Origin of the sequence: Corynebacterium sp. LK2510 (assembly GCF_040946405.1) — a bacterium.
In the GTDB taxonomy this organism is placed as follows: Bacteria; Actinomycetota; Actinomycetes; order Mycobacteriales; family Mycobacteriaceae; genus Corynebacterium.
Map to the genome: position 1 here is coordinate 40,913 of NZ_JAYWLR010000012.1, position 17,112 is coordinate 58,024.

General features: G+C 65.6%; 14 protein-coding genes. 5 read left to right on the top strand and 9 right to left on the bottom strand.

What is annotated here, in order from left to right; all coding sequences use genetic code 11:
- The 5 genes from VVR41_RS07590 to VVR41_RS07610 all read right to left on the bottom strand — a co-directional run bounded on the left by VVR41_RS07590 (position 1) and on the right by VVR41_RS07610 (position 6,295).
- On the bottom strand, positions 1 to 1,164 hold the full coding sequence (locus VVR41_RS07590) for an acyl-CoA dehydrogenase family protein (protein WP_368524240.1): 1,164 nt from the start codon (positions 1,162 to 1,164) through the stop codon (positions 1 to 3).
- A 48-nt stretch (positions 1,165 to 1,212) separates the two neighbouring features.
- The gene (locus VVR41_RS07595) at positions 1,213 to 3,285 is read right to left on the bottom strand and encodes a biotin carboxylase N-terminal domain-containing protein (RefSeq protein WP_368524241.1); all 2,073 of its coding nucleotides are present in this window, start codon (positions 3,283 to 3,285) and stop codon (positions 1,213 to 1,215) included.
- Positions 3,286 to 3,306: 21 nt separating this feature from the next.
- Positions 3,307 to 4,881, bottom strand: coding sequence for a carboxyl transferase domain-containing protein (locus VVR41_RS07600; RefSeq protein ID WP_368524242.1), 1,575 nt, complete (start codon positions 4,879 to 4,881; stop codon positions 3,307 to 3,309).
- A 171-nt stretch (positions 4,882 to 5,052) separates the two neighbouring features.
- Entirely contained in the window at positions 5,053 to 5,643 is a 591-nt protein-coding gene (locus VVR41_RS07605; RefSeq protein WP_321103148.1) for a TetR/AcrR family transcriptional regulator, read from the bottom strand.
- The gene (locus VVR41_RS07610) at positions 5,636 to 6,295 is read right to left on the bottom strand and encodes an MOSC domain-containing protein (RefSeq protein WP_321103146.1); all 660 of its coding nucleotides are present in this window, start codon (positions 6,293 to 6,295) and stop codon (positions 5,636 to 5,638) included. The genes VVR41_RS07605 and VVR41_RS07610 overlap by 8 nt, the downstream gene beginning before the upstream one ends.
- A 121-nt stretch (positions 6,296 to 6,416) precedes the next feature.
- Between VVR41_RS07610 and VVR41_RS07615 the strand changes: the two genes are divergently transcribed.
- The gene (locus tag VVR41_RS07615) at positions 6,417 to 7,544 is read left to right on the top strand and encodes a hypothetical protein (RefSeq protein ID WP_368524243.1); all 1,128 of its coding nucleotides are present in this window, start codon (positions 6,417 to 6,419) and stop codon (positions 7,542 to 7,544) included.
- Here VVR41_RS07615 and VVR41_RS07620 read toward each other — a convergent pair.
- Genes VVR41_RS07620 through VVR41_RS07630 form a run of 3 tightly spaced genes read right to left on the bottom strand, consistent with a single transcriptional unit; the run spans position 7,528 to position 12,454 of the window.
- Positions 7,528 to 8,847, bottom strand: a complete 1,320-nt coding sequence (locus VVR41_RS07620) for a PH domain-containing protein (RefSeq protein ID WP_368524244.1) — start codon at positions 8,845 to 8,847, stop codon at positions 7,528 to 7,530. The two genes, VVR41_RS07615 and VVR41_RS07620, sit on opposite strands and share 17 nt — an antisense overlap.
- 5 nt (positions 8,848 to 8,852) lie before the next feature.
- On the bottom strand, positions 8,853 to 9,278 hold the full coding sequence (locus VVR41_RS07625) for a PH domain-containing protein (protein ID WP_368524262.1): 426 nt from the start codon (positions 9,276 to 9,278) through the stop codon (positions 8,853 to 8,855).
- Between the two features lie 44 nt (positions 9,279 to 9,322).
- Positions 9,323 to 12,454 carry an error-prone DNA polymerase gene (locus VVR41_RS07630; RefSeq protein WP_368524245.1) on the bottom strand — a complete coding sequence of 1,044 codons (3,132 nt, stop codon included), beginning with the start codon at positions 12,452 to 12,454 and terminating at the stop codon, positions 9,323 to 9,325.
- 206 nt (positions 12,455 to 12,660) lie between these two features.
- Between VVR41_RS07630 and VVR41_RS07635 the strand changes: the two genes are divergently transcribed.
- From VVR41_RS07635 to VVR41_RS07650, 4 genes are read left to right on the top strand one after another with little or no spacing between them, the layout of a single operon-like run.
- The gene (locus VVR41_RS07635) at positions 12,661 to 13,533 is read left to right on the top strand and encodes a MetQ/NlpA family ABC transporter substrate-binding protein (RefSeq protein WP_368524246.1); all 873 of its coding nucleotides are present in this window, start codon (positions 12,661 to 12,663) and stop codon (positions 13,531 to 13,533) included.
- A 29-nt stretch (positions 13,534 to 13,562) separates the two neighbouring features.
- Entirely contained in the window at positions 13,563 to 14,453 is an 891-nt protein-coding gene (locus VVR41_RS07640) for a MetQ/NlpA family ABC transporter substrate-binding protein (RefSeq protein ID WP_368524247.1), read from the top strand.
- On the top strand, positions 14,454 to 15,482 hold the full coding sequence (locus VVR41_RS07645) for a methionine ABC transporter ATP-binding protein (RefSeq protein WP_368524248.1): 1,029 nt from the start codon (positions 14,454 to 14,456) through the stop codon (positions 15,480 to 15,482).
- The gene (locus VVR41_RS07650; RefSeq protein WP_321103134.1) at positions 15,479 to 16,159 is read left to right on the top strand and encodes a methionine ABC transporter permease; all 681 of its coding nucleotides are present in this window, start codon (positions 15,479 to 15,481) and stop codon (positions 16,157 to 16,159) included. The genes VVR41_RS07645 and VVR41_RS07650 overlap by 4 nt, the downstream gene beginning before the upstream one ends.
- Here VVR41_RS07650 and VVR41_RS07655 read toward each other — a convergent pair.
- On the bottom strand, positions 16,156 to 17,088 hold the full coding sequence (locus VVR41_RS07655; RefSeq protein ID WP_368524249.1) for a sucrase ferredoxin: 933 nt from the start codon (positions 17,086 to 17,088) through the stop codon (positions 16,156 to 16,158). The genes VVR41_RS07650 and VVR41_RS07655 overlap by 4 nt on opposite strands.
- Between the last annotated feature and the right edge of the window lie 24 nt (positions 17,089 to 17,112).

A 17,112-nucleotide genomic window follows, 5' to 3' on the forward strand; every position in this document is an offset into this window, starting at 1 on the left:
CTATCCCAGTCCCAGCTCGCGGGCGATGAGGAGCAGCTGCACCTCGCTGGTGCCTTCGCCGATCTCGAGGATCTTCGAGTCGCGGTAGTGGCGCGCAACGCGGTACTCGTTCATGAACCCGTAGCCGCCGTGGATCTGGGTGGCGTCGCGGGCGTTGTCCATCGCGGCCTCGGAAGCCACGAGCTTGGCTATCGACGCCTCGCGGCGGAAGTCGCGCCCGTTGACCATCTTCGCCGCCGCGTCCATCCACGCCAGGCGGGCGTTGTGGGCGCGAGCTTCCATGCGCGCGATGGTGAAGGAGATCGCCTGGTAGTCGGCGATCTTACGGCCCATGGAGGTGCGCTCCTTCGCGTACTTGACGCTTTCGTCGACGCATCCCTGGGCCACACCCGCGGCCAGAGCCGCGATGGCGACGCGCCCCTCGTTGAGGATGGACAGGAAGTTCGCGTAGCCGCGGCCGCGCTCACCGAGCAGGTTGGACTGGGGCACGCGGGCGTTGCTGAACGTCAGCGGGTGGGTGTCCGAGGCATTCCAGCCGACCTTGTCGTAGGCGGGTTCAGCGGTGAAGCCCTCGGTGTTACTCGGGACGATGATGGTGGAGATTTCCTTCTTACCGTCGCTGTTCTGCCCGGTCACAGCGGTGACGGTGACGAACTTGGTGATGTCGGTTCCTGAGTTCGTGATGAACTGCTTCGATCCGTTGATGACAAAGTCCCCGCCGTCCTCCGTCGCCGTGGTGCGGGTAGCGCCGGCATCCGAGCCTGCCTCGGCCTCGGTCAAGCCGAAACCCGCTAGGGCTGTTCCGGCCGCGAGGTCGGGAAGCAGTTCCTGCTTCTGCTCCTCGGTACCAAAACGCAGGATGGGCATCTGCCCCAGGCTGACGGCGGCTTCCAGGGTGATCGCCACGGACTGGTCCACGCGCCCGAGCTCCTCGAGGGCGAGGCCCAGCAGCAGATAGTCTCCGCCCATTCCGCCGTATTCCTCCGGGATGGGCAAGCCAAACAGTCCCATCTCGCCCATCTGGGCGACGACCTCGTAGGGGAAGGTGTGGTCCTTGTCGTGGGTGTAGGCGACCGGGTCGACGACCTCGTTGGCGAATTCGCGCACGATGGTCTGCAGCTCGCGGTACTCCTCGGGCAGCTGGGAGATGTTGATGTCACTCATGTCTTCTCTGTCCTTTCGTGTGCTTTATGGATGGGTGGGGGTAAAACGTCAGCTCGGAGTGTCCCCGGTGTCAGTGCCGGGCTCGGTACCGTCGGGCTCGATGGTGGCCAGCACGTGCCCGCCGGGGACCTGCTGGCCGACCTCGCAGTGGAAGGTGACGGTGCCGGCGACTTCGGCGCGCAAAACGTGCTCCATCTTCATCGCCTCGACGGCGAGGACGGCGTCGCCGGGTTCGACCCGGTCGCCCGCGGCAACGGAGTGGACGATGACGGTTCCCGGCATCGGCGAGACGAGCGTGGTGTTGGAGCCGGCTTCTTCCTCCGCCGCGGAGCGCACGGCGGATCGCCTGGTCAGGTGCCAGGCACCGGAACCGTTGGACACGATCACGTTGTCGTTGTCGACGCGGGTGAACCAGGTCTCACGCACTCCGTCGACAAGCACACCCACGCTCGCCCAGGTACCCGGCGCGTCGCGGGAGCTGCGGGGGCTCCTGTCGTCCCACTCGCCGACGGTGAGCTCCAAGGGATCGCGGTCTTCGACGGAGATCTCGGCCCGAGAGCCGGTGCCGGCGATCCGGACGAGCACCTCGCCGGCGCCGTCGTCCAGGCGCAGCGCATAGGGGTAGTTCTCCCCCACACGCCAGCCGTCGGTTGGCGTCCACGCGGAGGAGGCCTGACCCACCCGCTGCGCCCGCCGCACGGCGAGAGCGGCCACCGCGAGCGCCGCCGTCGGGGCCTCGCGCGGGGTATATCCAGCCGCGACACGGTCGAGCAACCCGGTGTCGAGGTCGCCGGAGCGCACCTCCGGGACGCCGAGCAGGTACCGGTTGAAGTCGGTGTTGACGCTGATCCCCGCGACCACCAGCTGGGACAGCGCCGCGTCGAGGCGGTCCATGGCCTGCGCGCGGTCGGCGCCGTGGGTGATCACTTTCATCAGCATCGGGTCGTACAGCGAGCTCACCTCGGAGCCGCTGGTCACGCCCGAGTCCACGCGCACTCCCGGCCCGTGCGGCTCGACAACGGCCGTGATCGTGCCGCCGCTGGGCAGGAAGCCGTTCGCCGGGTCCTCCGCGTAGATGCGCGCTTCGACGGAATGGCCGGTCAAGGCGACGTCGTCCTGGGTCAGCGGGAGTTCGTCCCCGCGCGCGATGGCGAGCTGCAGAGCGACGAGGTCGAGTCCCGTGACCTCCTCGGTGACGGGGTGCTCCACCTGGAGGCGGGTGTTCATCTCCATGAAGTAGAAGTCACCTGGCCGGGCCGCGGGGACAATGAATTCGACTGTGCCGGCGCCGACGTACTTGACGGAGCGCGCGGCGTCGCAGGCGGCTTCGCCGATGGCGGTGCGGGTGGTGGCGTCGAGAAGCGGGCTCGGCGCCTCCTCGATGACCTTCTGGTGGCGGCGCTGCAAGGAGCACTCGCGTTCGCCGAGGTGGATGACGTTGCCGTGGGTGTCGGCGAGGATCTGCACCTCGATGTGGCGCGGCGTGTCCACGAAGTGTTCGATGAACAGCGAATCGTCCCCGAAGGCACCTGCAGCTTCGCGACGCGCCGTTTCCAGCGCCGCAGCCATGTCCTCTTCACGCTCCACACGGTGCATGCCCTTGCCACCGCCTCCGGCGGACGGCTTAATAAGCACCGGAAAGCCGACGCCGGGTGCTGCCGCGATGAGCTCCGCATCGCTTAAGCCCGGCCGTGACAGCCCCGGCACTGTGGGCACGTTTCGCTTTTCGACGGCCTCTCGCGCAGAAATCTTGTCACCCATGATCTCGATCGCGGCCGCGGGCGGTCCCATAAAGACAATGCCTGCCTCCTCGCAAGCCCTAGCAAAGCTAGCGTTTTCGGACAAGAACCCGTACCCGGGGTGGATTGCCTGCGCGCCGGTCCGCTTCGCTGCGTCGATGATCTTCTCCGCCACGAGGTAGGACTCGCGCGCCGGGGCTGGGCCGATATGCACAGCAACGTCGGCGTCGCGCACGTGCGGTGCATCTGCATCCGCGTCGGAGTAGACGGCGACGGAGCGAACGCCCTGTTCGCGCAGGGTGCGGATGACGCGGCAGGCGATCTCACCGCGGTTGGCCACAAGGACTGTGTCGATGACGGGCGTGTTCTGCGTTGTACTCATGGTGTCTGTCCTCCTGTCGGCCTACATGCGGAAGATGCCGTAGCCCGCGTCCTCGAGCGGGGCGTTCGCGGCGGTGTCGAGGGCGAGCCCCAGGATGCGGCGCGTGTCGGCGGGGTCGATGACTCCGTCGTCCCAGAGGCGCGCCGAGGAGTAGTAGGGGTGGGATTCGGTGTCGAACTGCTCGCGGATGGGTGCCTCGAAAGCTTCCTGCTCCGCGTCGCTCCACTCCCCGCCCGAGCGCTCGATCTGGTTGCGGCGCACGGTGGACAGCGTCATCGCCGCCTGCGGCCCACCCATCACAGAGATGCGGGCGTTGGGCCACATCCACAAAAACCGCGGCGAGTAGGCGCGGCCGCACATGGAGTAGTTGCCGGCACCAAAGGCTCCGCCGATGACGACGGTGAACTTAGGCATGCGCGTGGTTGCCACGGCGTTGACCATCTTCGCGCCGTGTTTGGCAATTCCGCCCGCTTCGTACTCGCGGCCCACCATGAACCCGGTGGTGTTCTGGAGGAACACCAGGGGGATGGCGCGTTGGTCGCACAGCTCGATGAAGTGCGCGCCCTTCTGCGCCGACTCCGCCAACAGGATTCCGTTGTTGGCGATGATGCCCACCCGGTGCCCGTGGATTCTGGCGAAGGCGGTGACCAGAGTCGTTCCGAACTCGGCTTTGAATTCGTCGTACTCGCCGCCGTCGACAAGAATCTCGATGACCTCGCGCACGTCGTAAGGGTCGCGGTTGCCGGGAGGCACAACGTCGTACAGCTCGTCCTGCGCGCGGGTCGGCTCGACGGTCTCGACGACGTCCCAGGCGGGTTCCTTATCCCGGGGAAGCGTAGCGACGATGCGCCGGACGCGCAGCAGCGCATCCGAATCATCCAGTGCCAAGTGATCCGTCACACCCGAGGTCTTTGAGTGCAGGTCGCCACCGCCAAGCTCCTCCGGAGTGACTTCCTCACCGGTGGCCGCTTTTACTAGCGGGGGTCCTGCAAGGAAGATGGTGCCCTGGTTTTTCACGATGACGTTTTCATCCGCCATCGCGGGAACGTAGGCCCCGCCGGCGGTGCACGATCCCATCACGGCGGAAATCTGCGGGATGCCGCGCTTGGACATGGTGGCCATGTTGTAGAAGATGCGGCCAAAGTGGTCGCGGTCCGGGAACACCTCGGACTGGTTGAGCAGCATCGCTCCGCCCGAGTCGACGAGGTAGATGCACGGCAGGTGGTTGTCGGCCGCAATCTCCTGGGCTCTGAGGTGCTTTTTCACCGTCATCGGGTAGTAGGTTCCACCGGAGACGGTGGCGTCGTTGGCCACGACCATGCACCGGCAGCCCTCGACAAGCCCGACGCCGGCGATAACTCCCGCGGCGGCGACTTTCCCGCCGTACATGCCGTAGGCCGCAAGGGGCGCGACTTCGAGGAAGGGCGAGCCTGGATCGAGGAGCTGGTCGATGCGCTCGCGGGGCAGAATCTTGCCGCGCGAGGTGTGGCGCTCGCGTGCTGTGTCAGATCCGCCTCGGGCGGTGTCCTCGAGCAGACGGCGGAGATCAGCGACGAGTTCCTCGTGCTGTGCGCGGTAGGTGTGCGGAGAGTCCATGGCTTCCCTTCGGGTCGGAAACGGTCACCATTGGTTCAGTTAATCTGGATTAACTTTCCCGTGGGAACCAATCTAACCCCGAGCAATGTGCTCCACAACACATTTGGGAAATTTTTTCGCTTATCGCACAGATTTGCCCCAAGAGAGCCCCGCCGCAGAGACCCCACGGGTCTAGGCGAAGAGCGCCTCCATAGCCATCCGGTACGCGTGCTCGCGCACCGCCTCCGGGCCAGCGCGGCGAATGACGTAGCGGATCGAGTTGATCATTCCAGCCACGAGCTGCACCCGCATGGCGGCCACCTCCGCGCCCAGGTCCGGCCGCTCCTCAAGCAAGACCGACGCCCACAACGCCAGGTACTCGCGCTGCTTCGCACGCACCGGCTCCTGGTTGGCGGGCTCGAGGTTTTTCAGCTCGCGCTCCTGGACACTGACCACGTTCGGCTCCGTCACCGCGATGTGGACGTGGAAAGCGACCAGCTCCCCCATCACCTCCCGCGGCCCCGCGGAGCCCTCCCGACCACGAGCGACAATCTCCCGTGCCCCGACAATGAGCCGCTCCGAGATTTCGTCAAGGATCTCCGCGAGCAGGGCATCCTTGCTCTCCACGTAGCGGTACATGCCCGGGCCAGAAATCCCGACTGCGGCGCCGATGTCAGCAAGCCGAGTCTGATGGAAGCCCTTGCGCGTCATAATCTCCGCCGCGGTGGCCAAAAGCTCAGCGCGCTTTTTCGCTTTATCGCGCTGCCGTTGCGTCTCAGTCACGACCGAACCTCCGATCGAGGCGCTCCTGATACAGCGGGGGAAGAACCCTCTGCTCCCACACACGCCGCGCCGCGTCCGCGTCACCCATCGCCGCGGCAAAGGCTTCGCCCATGGTCACACCGTGCTCAGGGGCGTCAACGGCGACGATCTCCGCGCCCGGGCGGATTACTCCGGGAACGACAACGCGGAAGTAACAGCCGCAATCGCCGCTTTGGGCAAAGCGCTTCACCCAGCCTTTCTCCCCCATCCACGCAGCGAACGTGCGGCACGGCTGGCGCGGCACGCTTACCTCGAGCTCCGCCTCCCCAACGCGGAAGCGCTGGTTGATCAGCACCTCCGTCCAGTCGATGCCGGAGGTGGTGAGGTTGTCGCCGAAGGTGCCGTCGTCAAGCGAGCGTCCCAGCTGCCCCTCCCACCAGTCGTAGCGCTCGCGCGCGAACGCGTAGACAGCTTTCTGCAGCCCACCGTGGTGCTTGGTGTCACCGATGACGTCTCCGCGCACGCCCGGGCCATCCCCGTAGTTCGGGCCGGGAATCTCCACGACGATCTCAGGTGCTGGACGTTTGTCGATTCCGCTCACGCGCGGCGCTCCGCCCGGATCCTCCTGCTCACGCGCGACGTTGGTGCTTATCACCGTAGCTATCGATGCCATGGACCAAGTTTAGCGTCGGTTCCGCGCAACTCCACCGGTTCATGAACGAGTGTCCAGGACAGTGTTAGCATCATCAACTAAACCTATGGGAAGGATAGTTGTGCCTTTAAAGAATGGTGTGATGACAACGTGCGCCGCACTGCTGCTCGCGGGATGCTCGGCAAGCGACGGTGAATCAGCACCCGTCTCGTACTCGGCAAGTGACTACGCCTCGAAGTGCGCCAGCCTCATCCGCGACGAGCTGCACAGCTACGGGGTTTCCTACCTCTATGTCGACATCCCCGATTCCGGAGTCTCCCCCGGCGCCACCTCCGCCACCCGGTCGGTGAACGGAATTGTCAGCACCGCCGAAGACGGCAGGGTGCCGTTCACCGCCGAATGCGAGCTCGGCTCCTCTCCGGAAGACAACAAGTTGTTCGATTTCCGGCCGGCCGATGGCTCTGTCGACGCCACGGACTCCACCGTCTCCACACGATCGACGTCCGCACGCCCCGTTCCCACCGAGTCGGACTCCCCGCGGTCGCGCGTCGTGGCCGATCCGCCCATCCAGCGCAACCAGATCGACCCCAACAATGACCCCTCCGGCAAGACCGGCGCTGACGACAATTTGGGGATTTACTACCACAACTCAACCGACTGGAAGTGGCTCGAGCAGCCCGGCAAGATCGTCCCCGGCGGCAGGATCGGCAACCGCACCATGAATGCGATGTGCTCTGTCGGGTTCATCGCCAGCTACGGCGAGCGCGTCTTCATTGTCACGGCGGGCCACTGCGGCAACCAGGGCGACGAGATCGTGGTGGGAGATTCGGCGGGAAACTATATCCCCGCAGGTGAAGTGGTCGAATCCTACGTCGAGCAGGGCGCAGGCGGCGCGATTGTCGGCACGGACATCGGCCTGATCGAGCTCTACCCCGACGTCCCGGTCGACTCTTCCCTCCCCGTCGGCCTCCCGCTGAAGGGCTACATCACCCCGCAGGAGGCCCAGTCAAGGAATATGGCGATCTGCCGTCTCGGCGCCACGACGGGCTATTCCTGCGGAAAGTTCGAGGACATCGGCAACAACGGCCTGTTCTACTACCGCTCAATCAATGACCGCGGTGACTCCGGCGGCGCGGTTTTCGCCGTCGACTCCGACGGAGTCTGGGGCCTTGGGGTGTCCTCGAATGTCGCCGACACCAACAAAACCTACGCCGGCGCCATGGAGGTTGCCTCCGCGATGGAGCATTGGGGCCTTACCCTCCACGGGTAATCCCGCCGCTGCCGTCGGTTAGCTCAAGCTCAGGTAGCTCGCGGGCACGCAGCTTCTCGACGAGCCCCCAAGCCCGCCCCGCATCAAGATCCCGCGCGATCACACGCACCGGCCCCGGCACTAGGTCGCAGCGCACGTGCGCCAGGCCCAGGCGGCGCTGCAGCACCCCCTGCTTATAGGTCAACTCCTGCACATGCGGCACTTTCGCCATCCCCACCCGGCGCGATACGCGCCCATTGGTGACCACCACCATCCCACGAGTCACGGTCACGGACTGGCGCTTCCAGGCCACGGGAGAGACCCACCGCGCCCGGCGCGGCGAGGTGAGCTCCGGGCGGAAGTGCTCTATCTCATCCGGGGTAAACGGTGTCACGACGGCGAGCACCTCGAGAGCCTGGTCGAAGGTACCCACCGGCAGCAGCTTCGAGGTTCCGGTGACGGCATTGCCTTCCCTGCCATAGCCGGCCACCGCCACGGACACAGTCCACCAACCGAACACACGCCACAACACCGGCTGAGCGAGTTGGACTGCGTGAATGCGCTCGAGCGGTACGGTCTGGCGGCGTCGATTAGCGAGCCCGTAGGCGAGGTTCACGCTGGGGCGCCCGGCGGTATCCAGGCGCGCGGTGAAGCGCCAGGACTGATCGGTCGCCTTCCACATGTCAGGGATGAGACCTATCAGCACCGGCAACACCGTGGCGGCTCCCAGGCCCGTCCACAGCGGCAGAGAGGCCCAGGCGAGAGCGAAAACGGCGCTCAAGCGCAGCGCGGTGGCCGCCAGAGAACGCGCAGTCGGGATGGGAGTGACAAGGTCATGGTCGTCGCACTCATCATGGTCGACGCTGTGGAGGATCTCGGCGCGCACCTGCTCGGCCTCAGCGCGTGGCAGGTAGGCGATCTCGATGCCCGACTCTGTCCCGCCGGCGGCCTCCAAGCGGACCGCAGCCAGGCCAAAGAGGCGCGCGGCGAAGGGCTCGACCACGTCAACGGCCTGGATGCGATCGTAGCGAGCCGTGCGCACCTTCGTTGTCAGCAAGCCGCGGTGCAGCTCAATCTGTTCCTCATCGAGCCGGAAGCCCGTGCGCGCCCACCACAGCTGAGAGACCGCGAAGACCACGAGCAGACTCGCAGCCAGCGCCCCAAGAGCGACAAGCGCCGAGGGAGCGTCGAGGTTACCTTTCTCGGCGAGCTCGAAAAGTGGTTCGGCGAAGTTGAACGCGGAGACAGCCACGATGGCCAGCAGGGTGGTCCACACCCGCAACAGCGGGGAGAGCCGGTGGACGCGGCGCAGCTGTGAGACCATGCCGCCTACAGCCCGCTCATCCGCTCGCGCGCTTTCACTGCCAAGCGCTCCCGAAGGGCATCTGCTTCCTCCGCCGGTACCCCAGGCAGCCGGGAGTTCGATGTGCTCGACGCAGTGTTGATAATCAGGTTCTTCAGCCCCAGCGCGCGCCCGATGGGCCCGGAGGTGACGTCGACGAACTGGATGCGCCCGTACGGAATAACCGTGAGGGTGTGCCACATTTTCCCGCGGCTCAAAAGCAGCTCGTTGTCCGTCTCCAGCCAGCCCAGGTTGCGCACCTGGAAAGGGATGAGAACGAGATGCCACACTATATACACCGCAGCGTTCGCCACGGCGATCCACCACCACGCGCCCCACTCGGCCACCGCCCAGCTGGCGAGCCCAACGAGCACCGCCCCAACGATGACAGCGCGCACGAGGTAGGGCACCATCAGTTTCGGCGAGACAGGATTGAGTTTCACAGACGCCATCCTAACTAGTGGAAATCCCGGGACCCGCGCGAGAGCCAGTCCCCCAGCGCGAGCGGTTCGAATTTGTCGGCCACCACGTTGACCGCCCCTGTGGCGTTTTGCACTACCCCGCGCACGATCAGCGCCTTCGCGGTGCGCGCCAGCACGTGGTGGCGCTTCCACAATCCCGGTGAGACCACCACGTTGATCAAACCTGTCTCGTCCTCCATTCCGAAAAACGTCACTCCGCTGGCGGTCTGCGGGCGCTGCCGGTGCGTCACCACGCCCGCCACGCGCACTCTGGTTCCGTCGGCGACACGCGACAAATCCGCGGCGGTGCAGATGCCGTCGCTGCGCAGCGCCTCACGCAGCAGCTCGAGCGGTTGTTTATCGTGCGTGACGCCTGTCGACGCCACATCGGCCGCCATTAACTCAAACGCGTTCATCCCGGGCAGCGCGGGTGCGGCAATCGCCGACAGCCCCGGCAGCATGCCCGCGCGCTCCGTCGCGGCGATGCCCGCCTGCCACAGCGCCTGGCGGCGGTCCACCCCGAAACAGTCCAGCGCCCCCGCCTTCGCCAGCGCCGCGACCTGCTCGACCGAAAGATCTGCCCGGCGCGCCAGGTCCGGGATGCCGGTAAAGGGCTGGGCGGCCTCGACACGCTCGGCGGCCCTTATACCCAGACCTTTGACCAGGTTCATCCCCACTCGGATCGTCGCGTTGTCCAGGCAGCGCGCCTCGACGCCGGAGTCGTTGACGCTCACCGGCTCGACCGTGATGCCGTGGCGGCGGGCGTCCTGGATCAGCGATTGCGGGGAATAGAAGCCCATTGGCTGGGCGCGCAGCAAGCCAACACAGAACTGCGCCGGATAGTAGCGCTTGAACCAGGCAGAGAAGTACACCAGCGACGCGAACGACTGGGAGTGCGACTCCGGAAAGCCGTACGCGGCGAACGCGACGATCTTGGTCCACAGCTTCTCCGCCGTCTCCGCCTCGATTCGGTTTGTCTCCCAGCACCCGGCGAAAAACCTCGCCTTTAACGCCGCCATCTTTTCCGGGGAGCGCTTTGACCCCATCGCGCGGCGCAGCGCGTCCGCCTCCCGGCCCGAAAACCCCGCCGCGTCCACCGCGATCTGCATGAGCTGCTCCTGGAACAGGGGCACGCCCAGGGTCTTGCCGAGGGACTTCTCCAGCACGGGGTGGTCGTACTCGATCGCCTCCTTGCCGTCGCGGCGGCGCAGATACGGGTGCACGGAACCGCCCTGGATCGGCCCCGGGCGGATCAGCGCCACCTCGACGACCAGGTCGAAGAACCGGCGGGGCTTCAACCTGGGCAGAGTGGACAGCTGGGCGCGCGACTCCACCTGGAACACACCCACCGCGTCGGCGCGGCAGAGCATGTCATAGACCGAGGCGTCCGCCAGGTCGAGCTCCCACAGGTTGACCTGGCGCCCGGTGGTATCGCGCACCAGGTCGATCATGTGGTGCAGCGCCTCGAGCATGCCGAGGCCGAGCAGGTCGAACTTAACCAGGCCCGCAGAGGCGCAATCGTCCTTGTCCCACTGCACCACCGAACGGTTCTCCATGCGCGCCCACTCCACGGGCACAACGTCGGCGATGGGGCGGTCGCAGATGACCATGCCGCCGGAGTGGATGCCCAGGTGCCGCGGTTGGCCTTTGAACTGCGCCGCGAGCTCCGCCACCGTCTCGGGAGGTTCCTCGATCCCCTTCGACCACGCATCCGCCGCACCCTGGGCGTAACCGAGGGCGCGGGCGGCGTCGCGGATCGCGCCCTTCGTGCGGTAGGTAATCACGTTGGCTACCTGAGCTGCGTTGTCGCGGCCGTAGGTGGCGTAGACATACTGGATGACTTCCTCGCGCCGGCCGGACTCGATGTCGATGTCGATATCCGGCGGGCCGTCGCGGTCCGGGGACAGGAAGCGCTCGAAGAGCAGCCCGGCCGAGATCGGTTCCGCGTTTGTGATGCCGATGGCGAAGCAGACTGCCGAGTTCGCCGCCGAGCCCCGGCCCTGGCAGAGGATGTTCTCGCGGCGGCAAAAGTCCACCAGGTCGTGGACGATGAGGAAGTAGCCGGGAAACCCGAGCTGTTCGATCACCTCGAGCTCGTGCTCAATCTGGCGCGCCGCGCGCTGTCTGATCTCGGCGGGTCGGGTGGCGTAGCGCAGGGTGGCCGCGGCCCGCGTCATCTCGGCCAGCCAGCTCATCTCGTCGTGGCCTTCGGGCGTGGGAAAGCGCGGCAGCTCGGGCGCGACGAGGTTGAGGGTGAACGCGCATTGGCGGGCAAGCTCGACCGCGGTGGCTATCTTCTCCTCGCTGCCAGGGCACAGTGCGGCAAGCTGTTCACCCGAGCGCAACCAGTTCGCCCCCATCGGGTGCAGCTCGCCGTGGGCCGTACTGAGTGCTTCGCGACGCCCCAGTGCCCGCTTCGCCGCCGCCAAGCGCGCGTCGTGCCGCGTCGCGGCAGCGGGGACCGCAGAGATGATGGCGGGGACATGCGGGAACTCGTCGAGGGCAGCGTGGTGGTCGGCGTCCTCCGGAGTCAGTGAAACCTCGTATTCTCTGACCACTCGGTCTACTCCGAACACATCGACCACATGATCGATTTCGTCCGCCCACTGCCACCCGGCGAGCACGACACACGAACCATCAAGTTCGGCAGCGAGTACTTCCAGCGGAGGATACGACACCGCCGATTTCTCTCCAGTGGACATGTGCGCCCGCGCCATGACGTGGGACAGGCGCCGATAGCCGACCGGCCCTCGCGCAAGAAGGGGGAGGGTGCGTTCACCGAGGGTGAGCTCCGCCCCGAAGACGGTGAGGATACCCGCCTCCGCGGCCGCCTCAGCAAACTTCACCGCACCGTAGAAACCGTCCCTGTCCAGCACTGCAAGCGCGCTAATCCCGAGTTCGGCGGCGCGCGCGACGATGTCGGCTGGCTCACTGGCCCCATCCAAGAAACTGTAGGACGAAATGGCATGCAGCTCAGCGAAGGGCAGGGCGGCCGGCCCGCGGGGCTTCGTGGAAGCATCACCGTACGGGCGCGTGTGCTGCACAGGGATCGGTTCGGGCCCCGGCCGGCCGGAGAGAATACGCTCCAAGCGGGACCACGACAGCGCCTCCCCACCGTGGAATCTCATGGCACACAGCATATTCGACACTACGTTCGAACGCACGTCGGTAAAGTGCTCGAGAAAATAGACCAAGCGGTATATTTGGTGCTACATTGGCTCGCAACGTACACGCGCACGAAACTGCGCGCGTACTAAACAAACCTGAATAGATAGCGCGTTGAGACAACGCATCCCGACATTCCACATAGATCTAACGACAAAGGAGACTCCCTATGCGCGCCACCCGAATCGCCGCTCTTGCAGCGACAGCCACCCTGGCAGCAGCCGGCCTCGCCGCCTGCTCCGCCAACTCCGCGACTGACGGCGCCGACGCGCCGATCCGGATCGGCACCACCGACGCCGACCAGCAGGCCTGGTCCGTGTTCTCTGATCTCGCCTCCGAGCAGGGCATTGAGCTCGACATCGTCTCCTTCTCCGATTACAACCCGGTCAACGAGGCCCTAGCCCAGGGCGAGCTGGACGTGAACAAGTTCCAGCACATCAAGTACCTCTCCGAGTACAACAGGAACTCCGGCAACGACCTGCGCATCGTCGGCTCCACCGAGATCGTCCCGCTCGCGCTGTTCTGGAAGGACCACGACTCCCTCGACGGCATCGAGGGCCAGGAAGTCGCCATCCCGAACGACCCGTCCAACCAGGGCCGCGCCATCAACGTGCTCGCCCAGGCGGACCTGGTCACCCTGAAGGACGGCGTCGCCGACCCGCTGACCCCGACCCCTGCCGACATCGACGCTGGCCAGTCCAAGGTCAAGGTTGTCCCGATCGACGCCTCCCAGACCCCGTCCGCCTACAACGAGGGCCGCCCGGCAATCATCAACAACACCTGGCTGGAGCGCTCCGGCATCGAGCCGTCGCTCGCTGTGTTCGAGGACGACCCGAACTCCCCGGAGGCCGAGCCCTACATCAACGTATTCGCGGCTAAATCCGACCGTGTCGATGACGAGACGCTGAACAAGCTCGTCGAGATCTGGCACGACCCGAAGGTCACCGAGGCAGTCGCCCAGGATTCCAAGGGAACCTCCGTCCCGGTCAACCGCGACAAGGCCGAGCTCAACGAGATCCTCACCAAGCTCGAGTCGAACTAGCCCCCCACTACTGAAGAAAGGACACCACCATGCGCACCACCCGTATTGCCGCACTCACCGCGGCCGCCACCTTGGCCGCGACCGGCCTCGTGGCCTGTTCTTCCGAGTCCTCGTCCTCCTCAGCAGCTGGGGAATCCGACGCGGTCATCGTGACAATCGGCACCACCGACGCCGACCAGCTGGCGTGGACCGCCTTCGAGGAGGAAGCCCAGCAGCGCGGCATCGACCTCGACATCCAGCAGTTCTCCGAGTACCCGCCGGTCAACCCGGCGCTGGCGGAGAACCAGATCGAGATCTCCAAGTTCCAGACCATCAACTACCAGGCACAGTACAACGCCTCGTCCGGCAACGACCTGCGCATCATCGGCTCCGGTGAGATCAACATCCTCGGCCTGTACTGGAAGGACCACGACTCCCTCGACGGCATCGAGGGCCAGGAAGTCGCCATCCCGAACGACCCGTCTAACCAGGGCCGCGCCATCAACGTGCTCGTCCAGGCTGGCCTGGTGACGCTGCGCGACGGTGCCCCGCGCCTGACCCCGACGCCGAACGACATCGACGAGGCCAACTCCACGGTCACGGTCGTCGCCGTCGACGCCTCCCAGACCCCGTCCGCCTACAACGAGGGTCGCCCGGCGGTCGTCAACAACAACTGGCTGGGCCGCGCCGGCATCGACCCGGCCTCCGCGGTCGCCGCCGACGACCCGAACTCCGAGCTCGCCGAGCCCTACATCAATGTCTTCTCCGTCCGCGCGGAGGACATCGACAATGAGACGTACGCCAAGCTTGTCGACGCCTGGCAGTCCGACGCCGTCACCGAGGCCCTCAACCAGGATTCCGGCGGGACCGCCGTCCAGGTGAACCGACCCAAGGAGGAGCTCAACGAGATTCTCGACAAGCTCGTTGAGGAGTACAAGTAAGTGGCTAACACAGGCACCCGGGTCGAATTCCGGGACGTATCTAAGGTCTTCACCACCGGCGGCCGCACGGTCACTGCGGTCGACGGGGTGACGCTTACCGTCGAACCCGGAAAGATCCTCGGTGTCATCGGATACTCTGGCGCCGGAAAATCAACGCTGGTCAGGCTCATCAACGGTCTCGACATGCCCACGGGAGGCCAGTTGCTTCTCGACGGCACCGACATCGTCGGCATGAGCGAGAAGAACCTGCGCTCGATCCGCCGCAACGTCGGCATGATCTTCCAGCAGTTCAACCTGCTGCAGTCCCGCACCGCCGCCGGCAACATCGCCTACCCCCTCGAGCTCACCGGGATGGGCAAGGCCGAGCGCAAAAAGCGCGTCGCGGAGCTGCTCGACTTCGTCGGGCTCTCCGACCGCGGCAACAACTACCCCGAGCAGCTCTCGGGCGGGCAGAAGCAGCGCGTCGGCATCGCCCGCGCGCTCGCGACGAACCCGTCTCTGCTCCTCGCGGACGAAGCGACCTCCGCACTAGACCCCGAAACCACCCAAGAAGTGCTGGCGGTGCTGCGCCGCGCCAACGAAGAGCTCGGTGTGACCATCATTGTCATCACCCACGAGATGGAGGTCATCCGCTCGATTGCCGATGAGGTCGCCGTGATGGAAAACGGCAAGGTCGTCGAGTACGGCTCCACCTACGAGGTCTTCTCCCACCCGCGCGAGCACGTCACGAAGCGTTTCGTGTCCACGAGCCTGCGCAACACACCGGACGAGGTGGAGGTCTCGGAGCTTCTGTCCCAGCCGGGACGCCTGTTCACGGTCGGGCTCACCGAGAACTCCGGGTTCTTCGGCGCAATCTCCCGGCTGCGCGACCAGGGCGTGTCCGTGCAGCCCGTGCACGCCGGCATCACGACGCTGCAGGAGCGTTCCTTCGGCAAGATGACGGTGCGTCTCAAGGGAGACGACGCTTCCATCGACGAGTTCCTGCACCTCCTGCAGCAGACCACCGACATTGAGGAGATCACGCGATGACCGAAACGATCCTCGCCCAACCCAACTGGGAGCGCCTCGGCCCGACCTTCCTCGAGGCCATCGGCGACACCCTGGTCATGGTAGGCATCACTATGCTCGTCGGCGGCTTCTTCGGCCTCGTGCTCGGCGTTTTGCTCTACAGCACCCGCTCGAGCGGCATCTTAAGCAACAGGCCGGTCTACTGGATCATCAACATCCTGGTGAACTTCTTCCGCCCGATTCCGTTCATCATCATGATCGCCATGCTCTACCCGCTCACCCTGCAGGTAGTGGGCACCACCATCGGCCGCGAGGCCGCAACGTTCGTGATGTGTGTCGCCGCGACGTTTACGGTGGCCCGCATCGTCGAGCAGAACCTGGTGGCCATCGACCCGGGCGTCATCGAAGCCGCGCGGTCCATGGGTGCCGGTCCGTGGCGCATCATCCGCACGGTGATCCTCCCCGAGGCGCTCGGCCCGCTGATTCTGGGCTACACCTTCATCTTCATCGCAGTCATCGACATGTCCGCGATGGCAGGCTACATTGGCGGCGGCGGAATCGGTGACTTCGCCATCGTCTACGGCTACCGCCAGTTCGAACCGGCCGTGACGTTCGCGGCCGTGATCGTCATCGTGGTCATCGTCCAGCTTGCCCAGTTCCTGGGTAACTGGCTGTCCAGGAAGGTCATGCGCCGCTAATCTCGGCTCTGCGCCTGCCCCTCATCCTGGGAGACCTCAACGGCCTCCCAGGATTTTCCTGTTTTCGGCTCGTCCCCGCACGAGGAAACAATGCCGGAGATCTCCCGCTGCTCGAGGCGCACCCTAAACCGCCTGTCCGCAGAGTGGTCGCGCAGAACCACCGTTGCGCACCCGTCGGCGCTGTGTTCTTCATCCACGCTCAGCTGCCCGTACTCAAGCTTGTGTCCCTCACCCGCCAAGCGGGATGCGACGGCGATCTCCGCGGCCTGCGCCGGCGGGGAGAAAATACCGCGGCCGCGGTTGCCCGGGACAAAAAACGTCCCGCGCATCGCATCGGCAAGCATCGCCTCCGTCGCTTCCAGGTTCATGCGCCCGAAGCTGTACCCCCACGGCATAAGCATGAGTGTTGCGGCGAAGCGGTGGCCTTTGATGTGGGAGGTCTCCCACACCACATCGCGCCCCTCGTGGAAGGGGTAGCGCCGCTCCATCTCCATGATCAGCGGCCGGCCCTTAATGGCGCAGCAACGGTCGCGCTTGGCGTGAGTGCAAATCAGCGCGAGCGGGGCCATGCGTGCCATCGCCCCATTGCGGCCCGGGCCGCCAAGGTCGAGCTCGAGGATCTCCTCTGCCGAGTCAACGTGCTTGACCTCGGTCAGGCCGATGTCGGTGAAAACGACGTAGAGGTGGTGGTCCTTGATCTGCCGACCCTGGCGCGTGGGGTGGCGGATCAGCAGCAGGGAGGCGTCCCACTTCTGCAGGTGCGCCTTTATCTTGGCGGACAGTTCTTCGCCGAGAGTGCCGCCGTCGAGGACGTCGTGGCTCCACGCGCCAGGCCACTCGAACAGGACGTACACGCTGCCGCGCTTGGCGGTACCGGGCAGTGGTTCGGCCTCGTTATCCGAGCAGAGTGAATCGACCTTGGCGTTCATAGCCTCCACTCTAGTGAATTAGGT